The following is a 13,504-nucleotide window of genomic DNA, read 5'->3' as shown; positions in this document are numbered from 1 at the left end:
GGCGACGGGAGATCGTCGCCGGGCGCGGGAACGTCACTCCCAGACGGTGACCCGGACGGTGAGCTGCTTCTCGACCGCCCGGCTCACCACCAGCAGCGCGTAGCGCCCCGCCGAGGTGACCACGCAGATGCCCCGGCGCTCCAGCAGCCGATCCCCGACGGGGCGGGCGGACGGCTGCCCGTACCCCGCCCGGACGCAGTCGGCGCGCTGCCAGGGGCCGGTGCCCGGCAGCGACGCCGCGTACCTCGGGTCCTCACGGCTGACGACGGCGTCGTTGCTGGCGTCGGGCCACCACGAGGCGTACCCGACGTCGCGGCTGGAGCCCCAGTCGTCCTTGGTCGGGTTCCAGTCGGCGGCCGTCGAGTCCAGGTCGTACGCCGTGTAGTCGGCCATGACCAGCGTTCCGCTCCGCCGCACCCGCGCGGAGACAGCCGCCTCGTCGCTCGGCGGGGGCGGTTTCGGCTTCGACGTCGGGTCGGGCCTCGACGTGGGTCCGTCGGACGGGGGGCCGGTCGGGTCCCAGGTCGGCTCGGGAGGCAGCGGCGGAACGCCCGACGGCGAGCCGTCCGGAGCCGGGCCGACCGGCGAGGGGCTGGCCGACGGCACCGGGGCCTGACCACCGGCGGCCGCCACGGGCGTCACGGACCCGGAGACGCTCGGGGCGGGACTGACCCAGCGATCCACCAGCCCGGCGCCCTTCGCCCACAGCGCGGCGACGACGAGCGGGACGACCGCCGAGATGACGGCCGCCTTGACCCCCCAGCCCTGCATCCAGGACCGGCGACCCGGTTCGCGGGCGCCCGGGCGCGGTCGCCGCGACAACATGCGACGCCCCGATCGGCGTAGGACCATGAGCCCCCCGTCCAACGTAGACAGCTGCCCGGACCGCCGATGTTAGGTCCGTCCGGCAAGGCGCGGCCGGCCCCGCGACCGCATCTGGACGGTCGGCCGCGATCGGTGTCCGTGAGTGCGTCGACGTGGGTCGCCAGGGCGCTGCGGACTGCCCGGGTGGGCAACCCGGGCTGCCTCTACGGCTGCCCCGGATCGCCCTGCGCCGGGGCGGCCCGACACGAGACGGTCGATACGGGAGACCCTGCCGTCATCGCGCCGGGTCGGCCCGGCGAGGAGGCCCGCCATGCGCGGACAACGCGAGTTCGACTCGGACGCGGCGGCACGCCCCGCCGGTGACCGGCCGTCCGGCCCCGAGCGCGACACCGACCACCTCATGTACGCCGCCGCCACCACCGGCCGATCCGACGTGCTCGGCGCGTCCGGGCTGCTCGGCCTGCAACGGGCGGTCGGCAACCAGGCCGTCGGGGAGCTGCTGGAGCCGGATCGTTCCCCGGTGCACTCGGTGGTGAACTCCGGCGGCGGGGCGCCGCTCGCCCCCGACGTGCGGGCCGACATGGAGGCCCGGTTCGGCGGGCAGGACTTCGGCGACGTACGCGTGCACGCCGACGGGGCCGCGCACGAGTCGGCGAAGTCGGTCAACGCGCAGGCCTACACCGTCGGGTCGAACATCGTGTTCCAGCGCGACAGCTACGACCCGGCGTCATCGGCCGGGCAGCACATGCTCGCCCACGAGCTGACCCACGTGGTGCAGCAGCGCAGCGGCCCCGTCGACGGCACCGACCAGGGCGGCGGGGTGAAGGTCAGCGACCCGTCCGACCGGTTCGAGCGCGAGGCTGTCGCCAACGCCGACCGGCTGATGTCCGCCCCGGCCACTCCCGCCGCCGCGCCGGCCCCGGCCGCCCCCGTCCAGCGGGCCGTCGACCACGACGGGCACGACCACCCGCAGGTGCAGCGCGCCGAGGAGATGTCCGAGGAGGACGAGTCGGCGCAGACGTACGTGCAGCGACAGCAGGCGGGCGAAGAGGAAGAGGAGTCCGCCGAGCAGTAGCACCGCACCCGCTGAACCCCTCCGACCAGCGCGTCCTCACGCGACGGCGGCTCGTTGGGCCACTGGTGAGCCGCCCGACCGGGAGGTGTGAGGTGAAGGCACCGGCCGAGGAGCGGGGCGAGGCCCGCCGCGCTCCCGCTCCGCCGTCACGCGCGGTCGCCGACCCCGAGCCCACCACCACGGGGGTACGCGAGCCGAGCGCCCGGCCGTTGAGCCGGGCGGCCGTGCAGCGGTTGCAGTCGGGGGCGGGCAACCGGGCGGTGTCCGCGCTGGTCGCCCAGCGGCGCGCGGCGTCGACGCGTACCCCCGCTGCGAAGCGGCCCGGTGCCGGCGGTGGCGGGCGTGGCCCGGCCGCGTCGGTGTCCGCCCAGCGCTCGGCCGCCGCGCCGGCTGCCGCGACCGCCGGCCCCTCGGCCTCCGCCGGTCCCACCGCCTCCGTCGGTCCTTCCGCCTCCGTCGGTCCGGTCGAGGCCGCGGCGGTGCAGCGGCTGGCGACCGACGCGGGTCCCGTCCACCGTCCCGGGCCGCAGGCCGACCCGAAGTTCGCCGCGCTGAAGGCGGACGTGCGGGGCAAGCAGCAGGTGCTCGGCGCGCACCCGCCGGCAACCTCTGAGGCGTCGAAGGCGCAGGGCGCGGCGAAGGCGCCGCAGGACGACAAGGAGGCCCAGGGCAAGGCGGCGAACGCGGAGAAGATGAATGCCGCCAAGCCCGGCGAGTTCGACAAGGCCGCGTTCGTGCGCGCGGTCAACGAGGCGATCGCGGCGCAGGCGCCGAAGAACCTGGACGAGGCCGATAAGTTCGGCGACTCGGGCAAGGCGGACGCGGTCAAGGGCCAGGTGCAGGGCCAGGTCGGCGACGGCAAGAAGGCCTCGGCCAACGCGATCGAGACCACGACGAAGGCCCCACCGGACACGTCACAGGCCAAGGACAAGCAGGTCACGCCCCTGGTGGCGGAAAAGCCTCCCGCCACCCCGGGAACGCCGGACCCGGCGAAGGCCGTGCCGGACAAGGCACCGCCTGCGGCGACGGACCTCTCCGGCGGGCCGAAGCAGGTCGACCAGCAGATGGCCGAGGCGCAGGTCACCGAGGAGCAGCTCGCGAAGTCCAACGAGCCGGAGTTCACCGGGGCGCTGAAGGAGAAAGACGCCGTCGAGCAGCACGCAGCCACCGCCCCGGGCCAGGTGCGCGCCGCCGAGGCGCAGACCCTGACCGGCGCGAAGGCGGCTGCGGGAGCCGCCGGGGCGACGGCGATGACCGCCCTCGCCGGGGACCGCAAGCAGGCGGGGCAGGCGGTCGGGGCGGGCAAGGAGCAGGCGAAGTCCGCCGACGAGACCAAGCGGGCTCAGGTCACCGCGACGTTGCAGAAGGTCTTCGACGCCACGAAGAAAGACGTCGAGGAAGTCCTGTCCGGCCTGGACAAGAAGGTCGACGAGAGGTTCAGCACGGGCGAGAAGGCGGCCCGGGACGCGTTCACCGCCGAACACACCCGGCTGATGGACGCCTACAAGGACAAGCGGTACTCGGGGCTGCTCGGCAAGGGCCGGTGGATCAAGGACAAGTTCGCCGGGCTGCCCGAGGAGGCCAACCAGATCTTCGTCACCGCCCGCAAGGGCTACGTCGACCGGATGCAGCAGGTCATCTCCGGGGTGGCCGATGTGATCGGCGCGGAGCTGACCCGGGCCAAGCAGCGCATCGCCACCGGCCGCACCGAGTTGCAGGCGGCGGTGAAGGGTCTCGCGCCGGAGTTGCAGGCGATCGGCAAGGAGGCGGCCGGGGAGTTCGCCGGGAAGTTCGACGAGCTGACCGAGTCGGTGAACAGCAAGGGCACCGAGCTGGTGCAGACCCTCGCGACGAAGTACAACGAGGCGCTCAAATCGGTCGACGAGGAGATCGCGGCCGAGAAGGAGAAGAACAAGGGCCTCGTCGCCAAGGCCGTCGACGCCGTCGCCGGGGTCATCAAGACGATCATGCAGCTCAAGGACATGCTGATGGGCGTCCTCGCCAAGGCCGCACAGGCGGTCATGGCGATCATCAAGGACCCGATCGGCTTCCTCGGCAACCTGGTCAGCGCGGTCGGTGCGGGCCTGAAGCAGTTCATGGCCAACATCGGCGAGCACCTGAAGAAGGGCCTCGTCGGCTGGCTCACCGGGGCGATGGCCGGCGCGGGGCTGGAGCTGCCGGCGAAGTTCGACCTGCGCGGCATCGTCATGATGGTCGGCTCCCTGCTGGGGCTGACCTGGGCGTCCATCCGGGGCCTGATCATCAAGCGTGGGGTGCCCGAGCCGGCGATGGGCGCGGTCGAGAAGTCCGTGCCCATCGTCCAGAAGGTGCAGGCGCAGGGCCTCGGCGGGTTGTGGGAGGAGATCCAGGACAAGGTCGGCGACCTCAAGGCCAACCTTTTCTCGAAGATCAGCGAGTACCTGATCCCGACCGTGCTGATGGCCGGCATCACCTGGATCATCTCGCTGCTCAACCCCGCGTCGGCCTTCGTCCGCGCGGTCAAGATGATCATCGACTTCGTCACGTTCATCGTGACCCAGGGCGCGCAGATCCTGGAGTTCGTCAACTCCGTCCTCGACGCCATCATCGCCATCGCGGGCGGCGGGACGGGTGGGGTGCCGGGGCTGATTGAGAAGGCCCTCGCGCGGTCGGTGCCCGTGCTCATCGGGGTGCTCGCGGCGGTGCTCGGCGTCGGTGGGATCGCGCAGAAAGTCCAGAAGTTCTTCAAGTCGCTGAGCGCGCCCGTCATGAAGGCCGTCCACTGGGTCGCCGACAAGATCGCCGCCATCGGCAAGAAGTTGTGGGCCAAGGTCCGCAATAAGCGGCAGAAGGAAGCAAGCGATCGAGGCGGCCCACGCGGTGATCGCAGCGCCTTGGCGCTACGCGCAGCCGTGTCACTCGTGAAGCCTGGCATCGCCGTACCCGAGATCAAGAAGCAACTGCCCGCGATCCGCAAGAAGTACGAACTGAAGCAACTCACACTGATCACCGACACGGTAGAGCAAGAAAAGACCGTAATCCATTTCCGAGCCGTCAACAGCCCGGGAGTCGACAGCGAACAGGTCGTGGTATCGGGTGATGAGTCCAACAAAGAGAAGCTCGACGAGATAAAAGCGGCGATGCCGGCACACGTGGACAGATTTGTCGGCACCGTGCACGAATTCTGGTGGAAGACCTACATCAGCAAGGTTCGCCAGGGAACCGATGAGGGTTCTCCAGCCCTCTGGACGAAGGACGACATTAGGAACACTGACGGGGAGGCCCGCTCAAAAGCGACTTCACCGGAGTTTATCCGCCCGCTCGTAACGTACTTCGACTCAAACAATAAAAGGGCAAACACGACTCCCTTCTACGAATACGTCTTCCAGAATTCGGGAAGTGCGGCGAAGCGCACAATCTTGCAGGAACTCGGCATTCCAGTACCCGACCGACTCAAGACAGAAGGTCTGGCCCGGGTGCCTTCACTTGAGGCGGAACAAGGCTACAAGGATCGCCTGGCCAAGGGGCTGCAGAAGCTGGGTCCAACATCCTACAAGGTCGACATCCTTCCGTACGGGCAGCTAAATCTGCCAACGCCACGGCCTACGGAACATTCCGACTTCTTCCCGACCAACATCAAGATCAGAGATGACGGAACGAAGCGGATTACCACATACACGACCCTGGCGGGTAAGAGCTTCGAGGTGGTCGAGTCGGACGCCCTTCGAAGCATGTCACTGCGTGTTAAGGGAATCGATCTGCGCCTGAAGACGGGCGGCGGACCTCGGGGCGTCACGCAGGACAGCCCAGGATTTGTCACCAACATGAACCTCAACCGCGCACACGGCATCGCGGACATGTTCGGCGGGTCCGGCTTCGAGGAGGCTCGCAATCTGGTGACCACAAGCGACCACTACAACCAGGTGGTCATGAGCGAAGTGGAAACCGCCATAGCGAACCGAATCAAGTTGTTTGCACGTACTCACCAGAGGGCAGCCGAGGATGTGGCGTTGAACCTCACGGTCACGGTGCGCTTCGGGGAACTGGTCAGTGAGTTGCTCAAACAGAGGATCACTCATCAACCGTGGTACCAGGCCGGAGACGCCGAGGCAACGAAAAGACTTCAGGAAATTCTAAAAATCATGCTTAACCCTCCAATTCGAAGAGCCGCAGAGGTGATCTACGAGTACGAGATCGCTTCCGGTGAACATTCGATCAAGGATCGAGCGCGTATCGGGGCAGACGAGTGGCTGTTTGTGGAGAGAGAGGCAGGATGACATGAATCTGGACAACGCAGTGGATTTCTTCAATGAATTTCTCGATGCTGAGCACCAGCAGGCCATGGCAGCGCTCACGGAGCCGGACGATGTCCTTGAGGAGCGCCGCGACATCACACAGGGCCTAATGCACTCCCCGCCGGGCACTATAATGGCGTCCCCAATCGGGCGTGCTCTGGGCCATTCAGTCGAGGAGTTGGTGGAGTTCTCGGCGAACGCCAGTCGACCACAGCGCCGCACACTCTTCCTCGTCGCGGAATATCGCAATACCACCTGGCAAGCATTGTTTGCCGGGTACACCAGCGGGGCGCATCCCGACACCTCGCTCGCCTACGAGCGACTCTATTATGCGAGGGAGGTCGAAGGAGCGCCGAAGATGATCTCGGAGTACCTGATCGAGATCGAATTCGAAACGGATGCGGAGGTGCAGTGGCGCCACGCACAAGGAGTGAAGGTCCCAAACCCCGGGCAGCTTGTCGCCGCGCAGGCAATCCGGGAGCCCGTGCTTGAGGAGCAACGGCGAAGCTGGGAGAACATCGTCCAGCAGGCCAACCAAAACCGGCAGCCGGATTAACCCGGTGAATCTCCAGGGGCAATTGAACTGGCGGCACCACCCAATCGCCCACGCGGCAGGAGTAAGACCGATCCGCACTGTCGTCGACGGACCACAGGGCAAGCTTAATCTCTGACGCCGCCTACGCCTTGGGGTCTATCAGCCAAGCGTCACCAGCAGCCACGTAGATTCCTTTTCCCTGATGACGGTAGATCAGGTGGCGAGACTCCAGCCAGACGAGGGCGAACTTGATCGTCGTCTCGCTGACGCCGTACGCCTGCTTCAGCTCAAGCAGCGTGGGCAGCTTGCTGTGCGGCTCGCGGGCTCCCGACCTGATCGACGTCTCGATCTCGTGGGCGATCCTCGCGTAATCAGAGGTCACGGGCATGCTCAGGTCCTTCTCTTGCGTGGCATGTCCATCTGATCACGGCGACTTCAACAAACTCAAGACACTGTGGCACCCCAGTTCTTGACTTCTGCCTCTGTGGAACCCAGGTTTCAGGTCGAACCTCCTCTTGCGTGGCAGCCAGACGAAGGTTCACCCGCACGGGCAGGTGGCCGGCTGAAGGCGGCCACCTGCCCGGATCCCGCGTCGGCAGGTCCGCAACCTGCCCGTCCGACCTGTTCCTCAGGCTCACGAGCGGAAGGCAGGAGAACCAGGTCGCCGCGCTACGGGACTCTCTCGGTCACGTCGACACGCTCGACTTCGGCGAGGCCACCCTTTCCGCCGAGGACGACCAGTCGACACGTACCCGAATCTGGTGTGACACCCGGATCGACGGTGCTGGCCGCTGCCGGCTACCGCAGAGCCACCCTGGGCCATGCGGGCCGGCCACTCCACCCGACTGTTGACAGGGGCCCTTCTACGACAGGAAGCGTTAACAAGTGCCCCTCCTTAGGTCGGTGCGCCAAAGGGCAGCCAGGGGTTCCCGATCAATCGGCCCACCGGACGTTTAACCCGTCGCCCGTACGCGGGACGCTCGACTCGATCCCCGAGGGACGAGGAGGCGGGATGCCCAACTACCTGGCGCCGGGCGTGTACGTCGAGGAGGTGGCCGGCTCCCGCCCGATCGAGGGCGTCGGCACGGCGGTCGCCGCGTTCGTCGGCTTCGCCGCGCAGGGGCCGTTCAACACCCCGACCCTGGTGACGAACTGGAGCCAGTACTCGCAGACCTTCGGCGAGTTCGCCCCGGACTGCTACCTCGGCCACGCCGTGTACGGGTACTTCATGCAGGGCGGCGGGGCGGCGTACATCGTGCGGGTCGGTGGCGACCGGGCCAGCGACGAGGCCCTGCCGGCGGCGCCCGAGCCGACCGCGATCCTCGGCACGTACCGGGTGGTGGCCCGCGCCCTGCCCGAGGGCATGCCGGACGACGTGACGGTCGAGGTGGCCGACCCGCCGGAGGGCGCGGGCGAGGACCGCTTCAACCTCGTCGTCAAGCGCGGCGGCCAGGTGGTCGAGACGTTCGAGTCGGTGACCACCAAGCGCAGCAAGGACAACGTGGTGACGGTGGTCCGCGAGCGGTCCAAGCTGATCACCATCGAGGAGGCCGCACCGACCGGCCAACTGGCCCGTCCCCGCGGCGGCGAGGTGGCGCTGAGCGCCCCGCCTGCGGTCGGCGCACCGGAGTCCGTGTCCGCCGACGAGTACGTGGGCGACGCGGCGGAGCGCACCGGGTTCGGCGGCCTGGAGGCGGTCGACGAGGTGACCATGGTCGCGGTGCCCGACCTGATGGGGGCCTACCAGCGCGGCGCGATCGACCTGGAGTCGGTGAAGACGGTGCAGTCGGCGATGATCGCGCACTGCGAGCTGATGGGCGACCGGATGGCCATCCTGGACCCGCCGCCGGGGCTGTCCCCGCAGCAGGTCAAGGAGTGGCGCACCGACCAGGCCGGCTACGACTCGAAGTACGCCACGCTCTACTACCCGTGGATCAAGGTGTTCGACCCGGTGACCGGCACCAACCGGTTCATGCCGCCGTCGGGTCACCTGGCCGGGGTCTGGGCGCGCAGCGACGGCGCGCGGGGCGTGCACAAGGCCCCCGCGAACGAGACGATCCGGGGCGCGGTCGCCCTGGAGACCCAGCTGACCCGCGCGGAGCAGGAACTACTCAACCCGATCGGCGTCAACTGCATCCGCTCGTTCCCCGGCCGGGGCATCCTCGTGTGGGGCGCGCGCACCCTGTCGTCCGACCCGGCGTGGCGGTACCTCAACGTGCGGCGGCTCTTCAACTACCTGGAGGAGTCGATCCTCAACGGCACCCAGTGGGTGGTGTTCGAGCCGAACGACGACGCCCTGTGGGCCCGCATCCGCCGCACCATCAGCGCGTTCCTGGTCAACGAGTGGCGGCGGGGCGCGCTGTTCGGGCTCACCCCCGACGAGGCGTTCTACGTCAAGTGCGACCGGGAGACCAACCCCGCCGAGGGCATCGACGCCGGCCAGGTGGTCTGCCAGATCGGCGTGGCCCCGGTGAAGCCCGCCGAGTTCGTCATCTTCCAGCTGGCGCAGATGTCCGGCGGCACCAGCCTGGTCAACGAGTAGTCCCCGTAGCGTCAGGAGGCAGTCGTGCCGCTCCCCGATTTCGACTCCGCCGTCGGCCACTCGTTCGGCCTGGAGGTGGACTCCATCATCATCCGCCAGATCACCGAGGTCAGCGGCCTGAAGATGGAGCAGGACGTCATCGAGTACAAGTCGAACACCGCCGACGGCAAGTTCGTCGTACGCAAGGCGCCGGGCGCGCCGAAGGCCGGCGAGGTCACGCTGACCCGGGGCCTGACCTCGGACAACAGCTTCGAGCGGTGGGTCAAGGACTGCCGCTTCGGAAAGATGAGCGACGCCCGCAAGGGCGGCGCGATCATCGTCTTCGACTACGAGGGCATGCCGATCAAGCGGTACAAGCTCACCAACGCGTGGGCGAAGAGCCTGGAGATCAGCTCACTCAAGGCCGGCGACACCAGCGTGCTCACCGAGAAGCTCGTGGTGACGTACGAGTCGATGGAGGTCGAGTAGCCCCATGCGCCGCACGTCGTCCCTGGTCCCGTTGCCCGGCACGGAACCGGCCGAGCCGCCCGCCGTCGCCCCGCGCCGCGAGACGCTGCGCACGGAGTTCCCGTTCGAGCTGCCGCGCGGCTACGTCGACGGCTCGGGCACGGTGCACCGGGACGGGGTGATGCGGCTGGCGACCGCCCGCGACGAGCTGGTGCCGCTGCGCGACGACCGGGTGCGGGAGAACCCGCCGTACCTCACGGTGGTGCTGCTCAGCCGGGTGGTCACCCGGATCGGCACGGTGCTGGACGTGCATCCGGGAGTGGTGGAGGACCTGTTCGCCTCCGACCTGGCGTTCCTCCAGGACATGTACCGGCGGATCAACAGCGAGGGGCACACCCGAGCGAGCGTGGTGTGCCCGGAGTGCGAGCACCGCTTCGCCGTCGACCTCGCCGGTGGGCGCCTGGGGGAATCGTGACGTACGCGGCCGACCGCATCTACTCCGAGGTCGCGTACGTCGCCTACCACTTCCACTGGTCGCTGGACGAGATCCTCGACCTCGAACACGGCGAGCGCCTGCGCTACGTGGCGGAAATCGCCAGCATCAACACCCGCATCAGCCAGGGACGGTGACCCGATGTGGCCGTGGCGCCGGCGTACGCAGGAGACCGCACAGCGGTCCACCGCGGACGTCCCCGCCCCGCCCACCGACAGTTCCCCGGCGCGAACCCGGAGCGAACCGCCTGCGTGGCAGAGCCTCCCGCCGCTCCAGCGGGTCACCCCGGACGAGCCACGGCTGAACCTGCCCGACACGTTCACGGGGTCGCTGGCCGCGTGGCGCGACCCGTCGTACCTGGCGCCCCTCGGTCACCTCGTCGGTGCCGCCGAGCCGGCGGGGGTACTGCACGAGACGGCCGTGCCGGTGAGCGAGCCGCACCGGTCCGTTCCGGAACCCGTCGGCCGGACGCACGGCGACCACCCCGAGCCGCTGCCGCTCGCGACGCCGTCGGCGGACAGCCGCCCGCCGGCACCGTCCCTGCAACGGCAGGCCGCCGGCCCGCCGGGAACCACACCGGTGCCGGAACATCCGCTGGCCGTGCCGGCCCAGGGCCGGGCGGTGCCCGTGGAGCCGGTGACGGTCAGCCGGCTGCTGACCGCGCCGCCGCCGCCGGAGGAACTGCTCCTGCCCGCCGTCGACCGCCCGGTCGACCCGACGCCGAGGGCCGCCCGACCCGACGCCGCCTCGCCCGAGACACCCACCCTCGGGTCGGCGGCGGCTGCCGGGCCCCTCACACCGGGCAGCACGGGGACCCTCACGCCGGGCAGCGCCGGGCCGTCCGCACCGGACCTGCCCGTGCAGCGACTCGTCGGGGACGGCCCGAGGCCACCCCGCCGGCTCGGGCTGGGCGAGCCGATCGTGTCCCCCGTGCTCCCCCCGGTGCCCCGCCCGACCGGCGACGCCGCTCCCCCGTCAGTGCAACGCTCCACGGCCGGGCAGGGTCCCGAGCAGGTGCGACGCTCCGCCGCCGGAGAGGGCCAGGCGGGCAGCCCGCTCCCACCGGCCGCCGCGCCGCCGGTCCAGCGGTCGCCGGCCGGCGGGAGCGGGCCGGTCACCGAACCCGGGGCCACCGGCCGACCGGCCGACGCGAGTGACGCGGGAAATGCGGGCGACGCGGGAGACGCAGGCGACACGGGCGGCGTGGCGCCGGCGAGCGACTCGACCACGCTCGTGGGCTCCAGGGCCGTCACCGTCTCCCGGCTCGACACGGAAGCCTTTCCCATCGGTCTCGGCCCCTCCCCCGTGGGGCCGCAGGCCGAGGCGGGGACCGCCGACGGGGGCGAGAACCTCGTCGGCGGTCCTCCGCCGCCCGTCGAGGGCCTGCCACTCGCCGGTACGCCGCGCGGCGACGCCCCACCCGCCCGTTGGGCCGGCGGCGCGGCGGACCCGGGTACGGGCGGACCAGCACCCGTCCAGACATTCGTCCCACCCGCCGGAGAGACGACGGCCGGTGGAGAGACGCCGCCCAGTGGGGACACGCCGCCCAGTGGGGAGACGACGGCCAGTGGGGACACGCCGCCCAGTGGGGAGACGACGGCCGGCGGAGACGTGCCGGCGGGGGCGGCGGGCATGGCCCCGCTGCTGGGCGGGCCGCCCGCGTCGGTGCCCTCGGGCGGCGCCTCCTCAGCGGGCGGGCCGGCGGCGGGCGCTCAGGCGGTGGAGCCGGCCGGCGGCCCGGGGGCGGGCTCCGGCGGCCCCGACCTGCCGGTGGTGGCGCGCCTGGCGACGTCGGGCACCCCGACCGGCCCCCGCGCCGAGGGGCCGTCGGCCGGCACCGGACCGGTCTCCCTCACCGAGGCGTCGGCCGGCACCGGACCGGTCCCCCACACCGAGGCGTCGGCCGGCACCGGACCGGTCCCCCACAGCGGGGCGTCGGCCGGCACCGTCGACCCGTACGACGGAGGACCGAGCCCGGTCGGTGGCGGCGCGGCCGGCTGGGAGGCCGTCACCGACGGCGGACCGGAAGTCGCCGGCCTCGTCGGCGGAGACGGCGGCGCGGCGGCCGGGCCGGCCGGCCCCGAAGGGGTGGACGCGGGCGGGAGCCCGTCCCCTCCCCTGCCCCTGGTCGTGGCCCGACTCGTCGGTGACCGCCCGCCCGCGCTGCTGACCGGGGCCGGGCCCGTCGCGCCGTTGCCCGACCGGCCGGCCGTGCAGCGGGTGACCTGGCAGCGGGACGAGCCACCGGCCGATGGCGGGCGGGCCGGCACCACAGCCGACCCGGAGCGGGCCGTCCCCGTGGACCTGTACCCGCCCCCGGCCGCCCCGGACCCGAGTACCGCGCCGGGCACGGTGCCGGGCATCGCGCCGGGCACGGCGGCGTCGACCGGCGCAGCCCGTTCGACCAGCGCGGAGGCCGGTGGCGGGCTTCCGCCCGTCCAGCGGTGGGTGGGCGCGATTCCCGGAACGCCGTCGGCCCGCCGGCCCCAGGGGCGGGACACCGCGCCGCCCGGGCCGCCGCTGTCCGCGTACACCATGGGTGAGCTGTCGGGTCCGGTCGTGCAGCGGGCCGAGCCGGCCGACGACGCCGCCCCGCCGCCCCTGGTCGACGCGCCCGCGCCGCCCGCGGCGGCCCCGCCGCCCGACAGTGGCGGGGCGGCGGCCGGTCGACCGGCGGCGCCGGGTGCCGCGCCGGGCGGCGGGGCCGAACCGGAGGAGCTGCTGAAAAAGCTGTACGACCCGCTGCTACGCCGGCTCAAGACCGAGCTGCGCCTCGACCGGGAGCGGCACGGGGCACTCGGCGGGCCGGGCTGACCGGGGCCGGGAGCCCACGCCGCAGACCAGGGGACACACGCCAGGACCAGGAGGGACGAATGGCCAAGGACGAGGTCGCCGTCGCGATCGCCTTCGTCGTCAGGATCGACGACCAGGATCTCGGCGCGTTCAACACCTGCGACGGGCTGGGCTGCGAGGTCGTCGTCGAGCAGCGCGAGGAGGGCGGCAACAACGGGCACGTGTGGCAGCTACCGACCCGGATGAAGTTCTCCAACGTCAAGCTGTCCCGCCCGGTCACCGCCGACAGCACGAAGCTGATGCGCTGGTTCTCGGGCATGGCGAGCGGGATCACCCGCAAGACCGCCACCATCGAGGCCCGCACCCTGGAGGGCACGGTGATCGCCCGCTGGGGGCTGCTCGACGTCATCCCCGTCAAGTGGACAGGGCCACAGCTCAGCCCGGACAGCCCGAAGGTGGCCGTCGAGACCCTCGAACTGGCGCACCACGGCTTCTTCGGCCCCGGGACCGGGGGGTGACC

General features: G+C 70.9%; 12 protein-coding genes. 10 read left to right on the top strand and 2 right to left on the bottom strand.

Annotation, left to right across the window (positions count from 1 at the left end; all coding sequences use genetic code 11):
- Positions 1 to 33: 33 nt before the first annotated feature.
- The gene (locus GVV04_RS29055; RefSeq protein WP_161692206.1) at positions 34 to 393 is read right to left on the bottom strand and encodes a hypothetical protein; all 360 of its coding nucleotides are present in this window, start codon (positions 391 to 393) and stop codon (positions 34 to 36) included.
- Here GVV04_RS29055 and GVV04_RS29050 point away from each other — a divergent pair.
- From GVV04_RS29050 to GVV04_RS29035, 4 genes are all read left to right on the top strand, one after another.
- Complete coding sequence (locus GVV04_RS29050) at positions 392 to 616, top strand: hypothetical protein (protein WP_161692205.1); 225 nt, start codon at positions 392 to 394, stop codon at positions 614 to 616. The genes GVV04_RS29055 and GVV04_RS29050 overlap by 2 nt on opposite strands.
- Positions 617 to 1,135: 519 nt before the next feature.
- Positions 1,136 to 1,900: an eCIS core domain-containing protein gene (locus GVV04_RS29045; RefSeq protein WP_161692204.1), complete on the top strand. Its 765-nt coding sequence runs from the start codon at positions 1,136 to 1,138 to the stop codon at positions 1,898 to 1,900.
- A gap of 92 nt (positions 1,901 to 1,992) precedes the next feature.
- Positions 1,993 to 6,156 (top strand): hypothetical protein, encoded by a 4,164-nt coding sequence (locus GVV04_RS29040; RefSeq protein ID WP_161692203.1) that lies wholly within the window; start codon positions 1,993 to 1,995, stop codon positions 6,154 to 6,156.
- 1 nt (position 6,157) lies between these two features.
- Positions 6,158 to 6,730, top strand: coding sequence for a hypothetical protein (locus GVV04_RS29035; protein WP_161692202.1), 573 nt, complete (start codon positions 6,158 to 6,160; stop codon positions 6,728 to 6,730).
- Between the two features lie 121 nt (positions 6,731 to 6,851).
- Here the strand turns inward: GVV04_RS29035 and GVV04_RS29030 are convergent, their stop codons facing one another.
- Positions 6,852 to 7,097 (bottom strand): winged helix-turn-helix domain-containing protein, encoded by a 246-nt coding sequence (locus GVV04_RS29030; RefSeq protein ID WP_161692201.1) that lies wholly within the window; start codon positions 7,095 to 7,097, stop codon positions 6,852 to 6,854.
- 624 nt (positions 7,098 to 7,721) lie between these two features.
- Between GVV04_RS29030 and GVV04_RS29025 the strand changes: the two genes are divergently transcribed.
- Genes GVV04_RS29025 through GVV04_RS29000 form a run of 6 tightly spaced genes read left to right on the top strand, consistent with a single transcriptional unit; the run spans position 7,722 to position 13,502 of the window.
- Positions 7,722 to 9,251: a phage tail sheath family protein gene (locus tag GVV04_RS29025; RefSeq protein ID WP_161692200.1), complete on the top strand. Its 1,530-nt coding sequence runs from the start codon at positions 7,722 to 7,724 to the stop codon at positions 9,249 to 9,251.
- 24 nt (positions 9,252 to 9,275) lie between these two features.
- The gene (locus GVV04_RS29020) at positions 9,276 to 9,719 is read left to right on the top strand and encodes a phage tail protein (protein WP_161692199.1); all 444 of its coding nucleotides are present in this window, start codon (positions 9,276 to 9,278) and stop codon (positions 9,717 to 9,719) included.
- Between the two features lie 4 nt (positions 9,720 to 9,723).
- Positions 9,724 to 10,173, top strand: coding sequence for a hypothetical protein (locus GVV04_RS29015; protein ID WP_161692198.1), 450 nt, complete (start codon positions 9,724 to 9,726; stop codon positions 10,171 to 10,173).
- Positions 10,170 to 10,328: a DUF6760 family protein gene (locus tag GVV04_RS29010; RefSeq protein ID WP_089006791.1), complete on the top strand. Its 159-nt coding sequence runs from the start codon at positions 10,170 to 10,172 to the stop codon at positions 10,326 to 10,328. Before GVV04_RS29015 ends, GVV04_RS29010 begins: the two co-directional genes overlap by 4 nt.
- A gap of 4 nt (positions 10,329 to 10,332) precedes the next feature.
- A complete protein-coding gene (locus GVV04_RS29005; RefSeq protein ID WP_161692197.1) occupies positions 10,333 to 13,005 on the top strand; it encodes a hypothetical protein in 2,673 nt (890 codons plus the stop codon).
- Between the two features lie 59 nt (positions 13,006 to 13,064).
- A complete protein-coding gene (locus GVV04_RS29000) occupies positions 13,065 to 13,502 on the top strand; it encodes a phage tail protein (protein ID WP_161692196.1) in 438 nt (145 codons plus the stop codon).
- The last annotated feature ends 2 nt before the right edge of the window (positions 13,503 to 13,504 follow it).

It is taken from the genome of Micromonospora rubida (assembly GCF_009908295.1).
In the GTDB taxonomy this organism is placed as follows: Bacteria; Actinomycetota; Actinomycetes; order Mycobacteriales; family Micromonosporaceae; genus Micromonospora; species Micromonospora rubida.
The sequence above is the reverse complement of the archived record's forward strand: the minus strand, read 5'-3'. Positions and strand labels throughout refer to the sequence as shown.

Bases quoted from the DNA above. Each gene is read 5' to 3' on its own strand.
- GVV04_RS29050 (WP_161692205.1), top strand. From the start codon at position 392: ATGACCAGCGTTCCGCTCCGCCGCACCCGCGCGGAGACAGCCGCCTCG.
- GVV04_RS29055 (WP_161692206.1), bottom strand. From the start codon at position 393: ATGGCCGACTACACGGCGTACGACCTGGACTCGACGGCCGCCGACTGG.
- GVV04_RS29045 (WP_161692204.1), top strand. From the start codon at position 1,136: ATGCGCGGACAACGCGAGTTCGACTCGGACGCGGCGGCACGCCCCGCC.
- GVV04_RS29035 (WP_161692202.1), top strand. From the start codon at position 6,158: ATGAATCTGGACAACGCAGTGGATTTCTTCAATGAATTTCTCGATGCT.
- GVV04_RS29030 (WP_161692201.1), bottom strand. From the start codon at position 7,097: ATGCCCGTGACCTCTGATTACGCGAGGATCGCCCACGAGATCGAGACG.
- GVV04_RS29025 (WP_161692200.1), top strand. From the start codon at position 7,722: ATGCCCAACTACCTGGCGCCGGGCGTGTACGTCGAGGAGGTGGCCGGC.
- GVV04_RS29015 (WP_161692198.1), top strand. From the start codon at position 9,724: ATGCGCCGCACGTCGTCCCTGGTCCCGTTGCCCGGCACGGAACCGGCC.
- GVV04_RS29005 (WP_161692197.1), top strand. From the start codon at position 10,333: ATGTGGCCGTGGCGCCGGCGTACGCAGGAGACCGCACAGCGGTCCACC.
- GVV04_RS29000 (WP_161692196.1), top strand. From the start codon at position 13,065: ATGGCCAAGGACGAGGTCGCCGTCGCGATCGCCTTCGTCGTCAGGATC.